11 protein-coding genes are annotated in these 12,678 nt (G+C 52.0%); 9 read left to right on the top strand and 2 right to left on the bottom strand.

The annotated features are described in order from the left end of the window. The first annotated feature begins 26 nt into the window (after window positions 1-26). The 9 genes from E0698_RS18425 (at window position 27) to E0698_RS18385 (ending at window position 10,402) form a co-directional block, all read left to right on the top strand. A complete protein-coding gene (locus E0698_RS18425) occupies window positions 27-965 on the top strand; it encodes a helix-turn-helix transcriptional regulator (protein ID WP_192512505.1) in 939 nt (312 codons plus the stop codon). A gap of 179 nt (window positions 966-1,144) precedes the next feature. After that, entirely contained in the window at window positions 1,145-4,270 is a 3,126-nt protein-coding gene (locus E0698_RS18420; protein ID WP_192512504.1) for a DEAD/DEAH box helicase, read from the top strand. Window positions 4,271-4,290: 20 nt separating this feature from the next. Then, window positions 4,291-5,007, top strand: a complete 717-nt coding sequence (locus E0698_RS18415) for a phosphoribosylglycinamide synthetase (RefSeq protein ID WP_192512503.1) — start codon at window positions 4,291-4,293, stop codon at window positions 5,005-5,007. 148 nt (window positions 5,008-5,155) lie between these two features. Next, window positions 5,156-6,067: a M15 family metallopeptidase gene (locus E0698_RS18410; protein WP_192512502.1), complete on the top strand. Its 912-nt coding sequence runs from the start codon at window positions 5,156-5,158 to the stop codon at window positions 6,065-6,067. 247 nt (window positions 6,068-6,314) lie between these two features. Further along, window positions 6,315-6,722 (top strand): hypothetical protein, encoded by a 408-nt coding sequence (locus E0698_RS18405; protein WP_202894971.1) that lies wholly within the window; start codon window positions 6,315-6,317, stop codon window positions 6,720-6,722. Beyond that, a complete protein-coding gene (locus E0698_RS18400; protein ID WP_192512543.1) occupies window positions 6,722-7,051 on the top strand; it encodes a hypothetical protein in 330 nt (109 codons plus the stop codon). Before E0698_RS18405 ends, E0698_RS18400 begins: the two co-directional genes overlap by 1 nt. Before the next feature lies 1 nt (window position 7,052). After that, window positions 7,053-8,453 carry a glutathionylspermidine synthase family protein gene (locus E0698_RS18395; RefSeq protein ID WP_192512501.1) on the top strand — a complete coding sequence of 467 codons (1,401 nt, stop codon included), beginning with the start codon at window positions 7,053-7,055 and terminating at the stop codon, window positions 8,451-8,453. 229 nt (window positions 8,454-8,682) lie between these two features. Beyond that, on the top strand, window positions 8,683-9,096 hold the full coding sequence (locus E0698_RS18390) for a DUF350 domain-containing protein (protein WP_025685894.1): 414 nt from the start codon (window positions 8,683-8,685) through the stop codon (window positions 9,094-9,096). Window positions 9,097-9,325: 229 nt separating this feature from the next. After that, window positions 9,326-10,402, top strand: coding sequence for a Gfo/Idh/MocA family protein (locus E0698_RS18385; protein ID WP_192512500.1), 1,077 nt, complete (start codon window positions 9,326-9,328; stop codon window positions 10,400-10,402). 105 nt (window positions 10,403-10,507) lie between these two features. On the opposite strand, the gene E0698_RS18380 is transcribed toward E0698_RS18385, so the two are convergent. Both E0698_RS18380 and E0698_RS18375 read right to left on the bottom strand, forming a co-directional pair. Continuing rightward, a complete protein-coding gene (locus E0698_RS18380) occupies window positions 10,508-11,008 on the bottom strand; it encodes an NAD(+) diphosphatase (RefSeq protein WP_192512499.1) in 501 nt (166 codons plus the stop codon). Window positions 11,009-11,147: 139 nt separating this feature from the next. Beyond that, entirely contained in the window at window positions 11,148-12,617 is a 1,470-nt protein-coding gene (locus E0698_RS18375) for an MFS transporter (RefSeq protein ID WP_192512498.1), read from the bottom strand. Window positions 12,618-12,678: the final 61 nt, after the last annotated feature.

The raw sequence follows: 12,678 nt of genomic DNA, 5'->3' as shown, positions 1-12,678 counted from the left end.
TGAATTTTTAATAAAAGGAGTCTCTGATGAACGAACGCCGAATTGCCCTTATGAGGATACTGGATTCCCGAAAAAAATATACGGCACGTGAGCTTGCCGAGCGTTTTGACGTCTCCGTCAGGACGATACAAAGAGATCTCGACTATTTGCAACAGACCGGGTTACCCCTTTATACCGAAACTGGCCCTCATGGCGGGTACCGGGCGCTTCCCAATCGACTTCTTCCGCCTCTTCATCTTGCCCGCGACGAGGCCCTCGGTCTTTTTCTCATGCTGCAACTGCTGGAAGACATTCCGGATATTCCTTTCGGATCGGTTCGTGGGCATGTATCCGAGCAATATTATGCCGGGCTTCCACAGGATGTGCAGGATAGCATTGATCAATTGAAGGACTATATCTCTTTTCGCATGATGCCTACTCACGCAGAGTCGCCCTACACCTCGCTCATTTTGGAGGCTGCGTTGAATAAGCGCCAGGTGAAGATGCATTACCGCTCCGCTTCCGGGGAAAAGTGGACTGAAGTATATCCGGTTGGGCTATATTTTGATCATGGATATTGGTACATGCCAGCGCATAGCAAAGGCCGGATTATCCTGTACCGTTCAGATCGGGTAATCGCAATGACCATGCTGGAACAAACCTTACCCGGCCTTCCCACACTTCGGGAATGGATGGCTTCGGATGATTCTCGTACGGGAATTCCGTCAAAAATAGAGTTTACCGCGTTTGGTGCCCGGCTGGCGGAATCAGATCCCCTCTTCCAGAATGTCTCCCATCTGGAATGGCAGGGATATATTCCGTTCGAAGAATTTAAATATGTATCCAGACTCCTGCTAAAGTATGGGCCAGAGGCCGAGGTCATATATCCGGAAGAGCTGCGTATGCGAGTCAAGCAACTGCTTCAAGATAGCCTGAATCCTTATCTGAAAGATGATAAAGCGGATGATGAAGAAAAAGAGAATTGATCCAATAGATGGAGTCTCTTATTTATAGTTAACCACATGAATATTTATAGTTAATCACATGAATATTTAAGGTTATTAACTTATGAGTTTCCATTTATTTTTGCGATAAAGTTTTGAAAAGAGCCCGTTTTCGTATATGATGAAGAGTAATAATTCAAAAGGCTGGACGGGAGACAGATATGAATCAACCGCTTTATGGAATATGGCTCGGAGATGTGTTTTTTTGCTTTTCTGGTGAGACGTCGGAACCACGTATTGATGCGTGGAGCAGTGTGGTCCGCAGGCTGACGCTGAAGGGAGACCTTCGGCCGTTTCGGCAGGCTGCGTTGCGTCTTGCTGAGGTGCGGATACCGAACACCGCTCGTGTGGAAGTCGCAGGCAGAGGAGGCAAAAGACGCTCCATGCTGGGGCGCACGCTGGAGGGCCTGGCGCTGGAACCGCGCGAAACGCTGGCCCTGCTGACCCGTATGGACGAGAAGGGCTGTGTCGCGTCGGGCATTACGCTGGGAGAGGAAATGCAATATTGGCAAAAAGCCGCTCATTTTGCGCTGGAACTGATGCAGCGAGGCGAAATTGCGCCATCGCTTACAGAGGCGCGTCCATCGGGACCACGCCGTCGTGGCCCGGAGGCGGCGGTTGGGGTGTGGATTCCCCGGCTGCGTCTGGAAGAGGACGTTCGCCGCTTTCATGAGCTGGCTTCGGCGATGCCTGCCGTCTGCATGGCGGCTCCCGCCGTCTTCGCGGGCAAGGAGCCGGAAACACGGGAGGACGCAGCGGGGATCGTGCTCTATTCCTTCCTGTGTGCGGTCATCCATGCGGAAACGACTGCGGTACTGGCAGCCTCAGACCGTGAGCTGAGCAGATATCGCGCAGAGTATCGGCGCGGGAGATCGCCGCTGGCAGAACTGTGGTGGAACAGTCTGCTAACAGGTTCCCGTCCGGTTGCGATACAGGGAACGCCTGCCGAGATGGAGGAACTGGTCCTCCAGGCGGCCTCTCTTGAAGGAAGCGCAATGCCAGTCACGGAACGGAAGGATCAGGAGCCGATCGAAGGGCAGGTTCGTCTATGTCTTCGTCTGGAGCCTTCACTGGAAGAGAATGTGAAGGAATGGCGTATTACCTTTTGGGCGGAAAGCGATGCCGAGCCGGGGTTGCGACTGCCTGCTTTGGCGCTGTGGGCGTATCCCGAGCGCGATCTGGTGCGTGGAACCATCGTGTATCGCCAAGTTCAGGCACAGCTGCTGCTGCTGCTTGGACAGGCGGCCGAAGCGGCGCCGATACTGCAAGAAGCGTTAAGTCGCCCTTATCCCGAGGGCCTCACGCTGGAGCCAGAGCTGTTTTTTCGCTTCCTGACGGAAGCCGTGCCCGCTCTGCAAAAGAACGGCACCACCGTGCAAATGCCTTCACGCTGGAGCCGGGAGGGCCGCCGCCGCGCAGGCCTGCGGCTCAAAATGCGTTCGGCGGAGCGCGGCGCACCGCCGGAAGGCGTGATTGCCGACACATCGACGGTCGGCATTAACCGTATGATTTCCTTTGATGCCGAGGCTGTGCTGGGCGATACGACCTTGACGGTGGAGGAATTGGAAAGCATCGTCGCGGCCAATTTGCCGTATGTACGTTTGGGAGGCGAATGGATTGAGGTCGATCCGAAGGAAATACGTCAGGTGCTGCGTTTTATCAAGCGCGGCGAAGACGGTGAAATGACCTTGTCCGAGTGGATGCATCTGGCCGCGGAAAATGAAGGTGCAGGCGAGGCCTCATGGAAGGGCCTGTCCATCTTCGGCGCGGAATCCGCCGGGTTGCTGGCCTCTCTCGTTGAGGGCGGCGTGCTTCGTTCTGTGGAGCCGCGCCCTGTACCGAAGACGCTGCATGGCGCATTACGTCCTTATCAGGAGCGCGGCTTCCAATGGCTGGCTGCCATGCGCGGGCTGGGCTTCGGCGTCTGCCTTGCAGACGACATGGGGCTCGGTAAAACAATTCAGGTGATTACCTGCCTGCTCGATGGCGGCATCGGGGCCGCGGATCAGCGTCCAGCGCTGATCGTCTGTCCGACCTCGCTGCTTGGTAACTGGCAGCGGGAGTTGAAGCGTTTTTCGCCGGACTTGTCACTTTATATTCATCACGGCAACCAGCGACTTCACGGGGAGGTATTTCAAGAAAGCGTCCGCGAATATGATATCGTCCTCACGACCTACCATTTGGCGGGCCGGGACGGCAGTGATTTATCTGCGGTCTATTGGTCCTCCATCGTGCTGGATGAGGCGCAATATATTAAAAATGCACGGACAAAGCAGGCTCAGAGTGTGATGAAGCTGTCGGCACCGCATCGGATTGCCATGACGGGCACTCCGGTGGAGAATCGGCTGAGTGAGCTGTGGTCCATTTTTCAATTTTTGAATCCGGGTTACCTCGGCACTTCTTCTTCGTTCCGTCAGCGCTACAGTATGGCGGGAGAGGAAAGAGGGGCCGCGCTGCGCGAGCTGTATCGTCTCGTCTCGCCGTTCATGCTGCGTCGACTCAAAAGCGACCCGGATATACGCAAGGATTTGCCGGAGAAGCTGGAACTGAAATCGTATTGTGTGCTGACACCGGAGCAGGCTGGATTGTATCGCGGCGTGGTGGATCAACTCATGGGGACACTGGACGGGCAGATCGGTATCGCCCGCAAGGGACTTGTCCTGTCTTCGTTGACCAAGCTGAAGCAAATTTGTGACCATCCGGGTCTGATCATTCCGGGCCGCGCTGACACAGGAAAAACCGAAAATTCGGGTAAAATGGAACGGCTGCTGGAGCTGGTGGAAACTATTCGGGAGAATGGAGAATCCGCTCTGATTTTCACCCAATATGTGTCTATGGGAGAGCTGCTGGTAGCACGGCTGGCCCGGATTTTCGGGGAAGAACCGTATTTCCTGCATGGGGGGCTGGCGAAAACCAGACGGGACGAAATCGTCCACAATTTCCAGCAGGGGGAAGGGCCGAATATATTTGTGCTTTCCTTGCGGGCAGGCGGCGTCGGCTTGAATCTGACGCGTGCCAGTCATGTTATTCACTATGACCGCTGGTGGAATCCTGCGGTGGAAAATCAGGCGACGGACCGAGTATTCCGCATTGGTCAAAGCCGCAACGTGCAGGTGCATAAACTGATTTGCCAAGGTACGCTGGAGGAACGGATTGACGAGCTGATCGAGAGCAAAAAGGCGCTTTCCGAGCAGGTTGTCGGCTCTGGTGAGCATTGGCTGACGGAAATGTCTGACGATGAATTGCGCGGTCTGATTGCGCTGCAAAATGATATATGGATTGAGTAAACACAGAAAGGATGAAGACGATGACAAGGCCGAGTGTGAAGCTACGGGTAACTGACGGTCAATGGGAGGCGGATGTAGAGGGGTACGGAACGGAAAACGATTCGGCGACTGCTCAGGCTGTCCGCTGGACTGGCTCCGTGCCTGTATTGAACCCGGAACAGCGAACGGCGTGGCTGGAGCAGCTAAAGGCGGAGCCTTGGGACATTTACCGTTTTATGCAGGGGGAAGCCTGCCCCTCGCTGGATGAAGTCGTTCAGGCAGCAGCCGATACGGCTACATCCAGCCTGGAGGACGGCGTTGGTGCCGCCAAAGAAGCCAGGAAGGCTCTCCAGGCCGGGTTGGAAAGCGATCCGCTACTCGGTCTGGAGCTGATCGGCATGACGCGCGAAGCGCTGCTGGAATTCGTATTCAGCGCTTGGGCAGGTGAACTGTCCCATGTGCAGGGGGCATCTCCCGCGCTTGAGCCGACCTCGCGGTCAGAGGGCGCACGTAGCGGATCGGTGGCGATCAGCGAATGGATTGCTGAATCTGCCGCCGAAGGAGCATTGCACCGTCCAGGCGCGGGCTTTCATGCCATTGAGATTCGCCTGCCGCAGAAGCTTGCTCCAGTGAATGAAGCGGATATTACGGCATTGCTGCCGGGACTGCCCCGTGCAAAAGAGGCGCTGAAGCTCATACGTGAGCGTGTAGCTGAACGCGCCCGGGCCACAATTCCGCAAAAACGTCATACTCCGTAATAATTAGGGGCTATCCTTTCTTTTTCGCGCCTATTCAGCTTCATCGAACCGGATACAGCTTCGAAGAGTGTCGAAAATTCAGTTACAATAGGGGAACGAAAACTATAGCAAGCCATGCATCAAATGTAATATTGGAGGAGATACCCGTATGAAACAACATATGCAACAGAAACGAACCTCTCAGCACTGGACCAAGGCGCTTATCCCGGGACTGATTCTGCCGGGGCTGTTGTTGGCGGCCTGCCAACAGGGAGGTTCGGGCGGACAGGAAAGCCAGCCGCTGAAATCATCCCCGACGACGCAGGAGAGCGTGCAACCTGCTACCCAGTCGAATGCGAGCAATAGTAGCACTGAATCGGGTACTGGACAAGCCCCGGCGGGTACAGGAAGCGAACAGGCAGATCCCGTGATGGCGCTGCGAAGCGAGAGTGCGTTGCAAGCCACGGTGGGGGAAGATGGTGGTACGGCGATCGTCACTAACGCGACGTCTGATACAGTCGTGGTGAACAAAAAGCGCAGCTTGCCTGTAGGCTATGCCCCGGATGATCTGGTGGAGCCGAAGGTGCCTTTTTCCTTCAAAGGTCCACATGAGAAGCGGCATATGCGTAAGGAAGCAGCAGAAGCGCTGGAGAAGCTGTTCGACGGTGCGAAGAAGGACGGCATTGAGCTGCGTGCTGTATCGGGATACCGTTCCTATAAGCGTCAGGTTTCCATTTTTAACAACAATGTGAAGACAAAGGGGCAGGAATACGCCTCTAAAGTCAGTGCTGTACCGGGTACAAGCGAGCACCAGACAGGATTGGCGATTGATGTGTCCAGTCCAAGCGTAGGCAATGTGCTGGAACAATCCTTCGGAGCTTCCAAGGAAGGCGAGTGGCTGGAGAAGCATGCGCCGGAATACGGATTTATTATTCGTTATATGAAGGGCAAGGAAGATGTAACCGGCTATGTATACGAGCCTTGGCATATTCGTTATGTAGGAACAGACCTCGCGGAGGATGTAGCCAAGCAGGGGATGACGCTGGAGGAATATTTTGATGAGAAGAATATCAAGCTGTAGTAGTTGAGAACAAAGCCGTAATCCTGGGGATTGCGGCTTTTTTGGTGTGTTTTCCTTCCAAAATGAACCTTTTCACGGTAGAATCTCGTATAGTGAACGACGACAGCAGCGCTTTGATTCGTAACGCAAACAGCCTCATCACAGAAGCGTACAGGAAGGGAAGGGAATCATCATTTATTATTCATTAACGTATCGCGAATGGTCGGAAGACAGTCAAAAGGAACTGCGTAGCCTGATACGGGAATCCGTGTCGGGAGATGAGCTGTTTCTGCGCAAGCTTGTAGATGCCACACGGCTCGACGGCAGATTGTGGGCGCATATCTCGAATGAGAGCGAGGATCATACAGAACATTCCGTGTATGTGACCGAGTTTACAGGAGAAGGAGCGAAGCCTTACGGTGCGTCGATCACGGACCTCGTGCTGGCAGGTGAGGGTGGCTATGCTTCCTCGTTCAGCGCGTTTTACTGGGAATGGCATGAACCTGCATTTCGCAGGATGGAACAACGGGAAGGCTCGGTATTTACCCTGGAGCTGGCTCAACGCTTGCTCGACCATTATACGGTGCTGGGCGGTAAAACGTATGAGTTTATTTATTCGGTACTGGACGCGCAGCTGAAAAAGGTGCATCTGTTTGTGAAGGAGGTTGACCTGTGATGGAGCACTCTTGGGAGCAAATGAAATCCAGACCCGGCTCTCGTACACGGATGGCGACCTTTGCCCTGATGCTGGCTGTGCCAGCCGCTCTGACGGGCTGCGGTGACGACGAGTATTATGACTGCGATGAGCTTCCCGTATCGGAGCAGACAGCGTGCCGGGATTCTGGCAGCAGCGGTTATTCCTATGGCGGCTCGACTTATTATTATGGAACATCCTCCTATAACAGCAACCATTCTTCCAGCTCTTACCGCAAGAGCAAGTCCTCCAGCTCGTACAGCGGTTTTGGCAGCAGCGGCTCGCGTAGCGGATCTTATTCCGGTGGCTAAGATGAATATGCGTACCATTCAGCAACTGCCTTATGAGCATGACGAGCTTTTTAAAGGTGAAATCAGTCACAGGATTCCATACCATCGCATGTATGGCAAACCCTATTGCCTGCCTGCGCTAACGCTTTATCAGGAAACAGAGCTGGCAGAGCTTCAGGCTGCATCTGAGGCGGTACATAGCATTTATCGCAAGGTTCAGCAATTCGTCCAGCGTTATATGCCGGATGAGTATCTGGTGGAACGGCTGGGTATTCATCCGGGTCTGCTGCGTGCTGCGCGTATGGAGGCTGCGCCGGACGGTATTACCCGTCAGGACTGGATTGTGAGTGAAGCAGGTATCAAGTGTATTGAGAACAACACCGATACCCCCACTGGAATTCCCGAGGTGGCCTACCTCGAAGGAAAGCTGCTGGAGCTGTTGAGAGGATTGAAAGCATCCGGGGACGATACTGCTGCGCTATATGGACCGTCGACTGGTATGGATGAGGCGATCCAGTCCGCGATGACGGATTTGATTCATTTTTATAGCGGCAAAGGATTAGGGATGAAGGTCTATTTCACCTGCTATGACTGGCATATCGAGGATCAGACGAACACGAAATACATTATGCGTTTGTGTGAACAAGCCGGGTTTGAAGTGGCATATGCGCCTTTGGAAGAATTGGAGATTGTACCGCACGAAGGATTGTACCATCGGGGAGAGCAGATACACATTCTCTATCGCCTGTATCCGCTGGAATATCTGATTGAAGACCGTGAGGACGATACAGGACTGGAGGTGGGGCAGGCGCTGATGGATATGGTGGCGGACGGGAAAATAGGACTGATCAATCCGCCGCAGCATATCATTACCCAGAGCAAGGGATTCACCGCTACCATATGGTCACTGTATGAGCGCAATGAGCAGACGCCCGAGTTCTGCGGGTTCCGTCTGTTCGACGACCGGGAGCTGGAGATCATACGAACCTACCTGCTGCCCACGTATTTTGAACCATCGGTGTTTATGCGGACAGGAGAGCCTTATGTAGCCAAGGGCATATGGGGACGGGAGGGCAAAGGGACGCACCTGATCGAGCATATCAAAACCGAAGTGGAAATGGCGGATGCCGATGCTGCGCTAACGCCGGAGCAGGAGGAGGCCGCACATATTGCCGCCTATTACGAAGCTCAGCCCAAGATTTATCAGCAGCTATGGCCGATGCAGGACGCGGAGGTGCAGACCGAAGAAGGACTGTATCGCGGCTACGTGCTGACAGGCGTATTCGTGATTGGCGGACGTTTTGCGGGCATTCTGCCCCGAATTGGGGAAAAGGTAACTGGCGATATGGCCTATTATTGCGCCGCCGCCATTCCCGCCGCATCTCCCAAGCCCCCTGCTAACAACTATATAAGTCGAACTTGAAAAAATGAACATAAAAACGGAGTAGGCGGAATGGTGCTGTACAAGCGAAGCGGTCGCTTCTGTCCCCGGATTTCTACCCTTATTAGAGGCTTAATTCAAGAAATCCGGGGGCGGTGGCGATGGGAAGCACCATCCGTCTGCGCAGTGGCGCGATAGGTAACTTTTAAGCTCAGCTTATATATTCGAACATATCTATTCACATTGATAATATCCATAAGGAGGAAGAAGATTGGACTCACATATCAGCTTAGGCAACGCATTGGGCAATGTAGGCATCGGCCTGCTTATCCTGTTTGCCATCTTAATCGTAGGGTATTTTGTGTTCAGCTTGCTGACACGTTATAACGATAATCAAGAAATTGCACGCGGCAATGAGGCGGCAGGCATCTATATGGGGGCAAAGCTGCTAGGTCTGTGTATTATTGTGGGGATGGTGTCCTACAGCAGTCATTCATGGCTCGATATGCTGATTTGGTCGGCTGTGGGCATTGTGGTGCTGTGTCTGGTGTATATTATTTTTGATCTGGTGACACCGCGTACCAAGGTATGTGAGGAAATTGCCAAAGGCAATGTGGCTCTGGCGCAACTGCTGCGCTCGATCATTGTCGGGGTGGCTTTTGTCGTAGGTACATTTTTAATGTAGCTCGATATAGAAAAGGTATACAAAGGATCTGCAAAACCGGACAACGGAGATGCAGATCCTTTTTTGTATGGGAAAACACAATTCACTGTCCGCCATCGGTCTGTTGAATTGAAGATTACGACTATCGCTTTTGTGGAGACTATTCTACAAAGCTACGGGTGATACTGCATAGCAAAAAGGAATTTGCTGCAGATATTAAACAATTTGAAGAGAAGGGAAGCCTGAACACATGAATACCTCCATCTCCCCAACCAAACCCATTCGTATGGGTGTCATCGGTCTTGGTCGTATCGCTGAATATCACATTAGATCACTACAAACCATCTCGGGGGTTTCCATTGTCGCCGTTAGTGATGTGGATGAAAATCGCCTTCACCTGATCGGTGAGCAATTGGAGCTGCCTGCTTCCAAGCAGTATCCCCATTATGAAGCGCTAATCCGAGACCCTGAAGTAGATGCGATTCTGTCGCTGACACCCAATGATGTGCATTTTGACATTATTCGTATTGCTCTGGAAGAACACAAAGCTGTACTGGCGGAAAAACCGTTGACACTCAAGTGGGAGGAAGCGGATCAGTTGAAAAAGCTGTATACAGCGAACCCGGTGCCTTTTCTGGTTCATTATAAGCATCGTTACGGCGCTGCTTTCCAATATGCCAAGCAACTACTGAATGAACAAAAGCTGGGCAAAATCTACAACATTCAATTCCGTTATCTGATGGATAGCTTCTCTCCTTACCGTCAGCATCCGTATACATGGCGCCATAATTTAGCCAAGGCAGGCTCCGGGGTCGTGGGCGATACAGCCTCACATATTATTGATCTGGCCCGTTTTCTGGTCGGTGAATTTAAAAGTGTCGCAGCTCTGCTGCATACGATCACACCTGAACGGCCTGATCCGGTCACGGGTTTGCCTGTAAAAGTGGATGTGGATGACCTCGCTACCTTCCACGGTATCGTAGGCGATAATACGGTTGGCACGTTCATCACTCACAAAAATGCCATCGGCAAACGCCACGATATCGAAGTCGATATCTATGGCGAACTCGGTACGCTGCATGCCAGCCTTAACAACTCGGAAAATGTACGCATCGTGCTGCGTGACCCGGAACATCCGGATGCCGAATACGAGACTTGGGCTGTCCCTGCAATCTATGATCATACGGCCTATGGAGATTTTGTTGAACTGGCAAGGGGAAAATCCGTGGATCGAGCCCCGGTATTCGAGGATGGCTACAAAAACCAGTGGGTGCTTGAGAAAATACTGCAATCGTGGAAAGAAAACGGACGTCTTGTAGAAGTGTAAGGCAATACGAATAACCCTAATATAGACCTCATCTGTAGCAAAAAAAAGACGATCCCACGGCAGCGGTAACCTGTGCCGACGTCGGTACCGCCGCTTGTAATCACTTCAAATGAATCCTGCTTCGATCTGTTGAATAATGGTCAGCAGGAAGGATTCAGCCAAGCTGTTTTTCAAAATAACCTGCTTGGCTTCATCCAGCGTAAACCAACGTGCTTGATCCACCTCTGCGCTGAGAACATCCAGCTTGTCATCGTTTACAATGGATACAAAATTCAGCATCAGTGTATGGGTTCGTTCAAAATACTCGCTGCGCATATATTTATACTCATCCACTTGCAATCCTACTTCTTCCATTACCTCGCGCGCCAATGTCTGCTCGGCGGATTCGCCCTTGTTCACATAACCAGCCAGCAAAATAAAATCCTTGATATTGTACTGCTGTATGAGCAACACTTTATCTCTCTGCCGATTGATTACAGCGGTGCTAATTGCAGTGCTGAATATCGGGAACCGAAAGACCTGACATGTATTGCAATAGGGAATAGGGCCTTCTCCTTCACACTCCTTCACCATTAGTTTTGTTCCACATTCATAGCAATACTTCATCTAAGCGCCACCTTATATCACATTTTCAAATTGTAAATGTTGCTTGTTATTCCATGTTCGTACTTCGTACGGAATACTCATCATCTTAATTCCACAATAACTATTCTGTCTATGCGCGTTTTCGTTCCTCTCGACTCCTTTATTGCTTTTCCTCCTGTACCTTTGCCCGTCTGGACCCGATCAGCCGCCAGCCTGTCAGCAGTGCCGCCACCAGACAAATGGACGCGGAAGTCATAAAGACCACATGCATTCCTGATAGAAAAATTTCCGGGTGACCCGGAACCAATCCGGTGACCCGATAACCAGCCTCTTTACTCATGATATAAAACAGGATCGACGTGGCCAAGGTAATCCCCACCACCATGCCGACGTTGCGGACCAGTGAATTGACACTCCCGGCTGAGCCGAGCTGCGTGCGGGGCACCTTGGACATGATTAGCGAATTGTTCGGCGATTGGAATAAACCACTGCCGATACCCAGCATAGCGATCCAAAGACCCACGAACGGAACGGGACTGCCTGCATGGAGACGAGCCAAGCCAATCTGGGCGACTACCATGACCACCAGCCCGGCAAAGGTGAGCAGTTCAGACCCGATTTTATCTGAAAGCGCACCGCTGAGAGGGGCAACGATAACCATGGAGATTGGAAACAGCATCAGCAGGAACCCTGCATAAAAAGGCGACAAGTTCAGCATATTCTGCGCATAGAAAGGCGAAATGATATTAAAGCAGAAGTTAGCGGCGAATACGAGAAAAGCGCACAGAATACTGAGCGAGAACAACGGATTCTTGAATAAAGTGAGCTGCAACAATGGCTGTGGACGGCGAATTTCCACCCGAAGGAATACCGCAAAAGCAATCACAGCAATCACCAGCAGAGCAATGATGCGGCTGTCTCCATATCCGACCTGTTGTCCCAGTAGTAATCCGGCGAACAAAGTGAGGATAAAAACAGCAAACACCAGACTGCCGGGAACGTCGATCTTGTCTTTCACCTTGATCAGATCCTTTGGGAGCAGCTTCCAGCCGAGAAAAACGGCCACCAGACCAATCGGTACATTGACCCAGAAAATATATTGCCAGCCTAGCGAAGAGACGATAATACCACCCAAGCTGGGTCCCGCGATACTGCCGAGGGAAACGAAGGTTCCGATTAGGCCGAGTGCCTTGCCTCGTTCAGTGGAAGGGAAGATATCCGTGACGATTCCCTGGCTGTTGGCCATGGTCATGGATGCTCCAAGCGCCTGAATGATTCGGGAGATCAGCAGCATGGGCAATGAATGGCTGAGACCGCACAGCAGTGAGCCAAGGATGAACACGATCGTGCCGAACTTGAATATTTTAATTTTGCCGACAATATCCCCAAGCTTGCCAAAAAATAAAATGGCTGTACATATAGCCATCAAATAGGCTGTTGTGACCCATTCAATCTGTGCTACGGGTAAATTTAGCGTGCGGGACAACACGGGTAGAGCAATATTGACGATGCTTCCATCCAGCGTGGACATAAACGTAAACAAATTCAATACAATCAAAATCATCCAACGTTTCTTCTGGATTTCGCTATTTTCCTGATACGTTGCAGTGGTTGTAGCAGTTGAACTCATGATAAGCACCTCTTTATCGTTGACGATGACTGTTTGGTTGCACGCGCAACTAAATGAATAG

Origin of the sequence: Paenibacillus sp. 23TSA30-6 (genome assembly GCF_014858585.1) — a bacterium.
GTDB lineage: Bacteria > Bacillota > Bacilli > Paenibacillales > Paenibacillaceae > Paenibacillus.
This window is presented reverse-complemented; position numbering and strand designations above follow the sequence as displayed.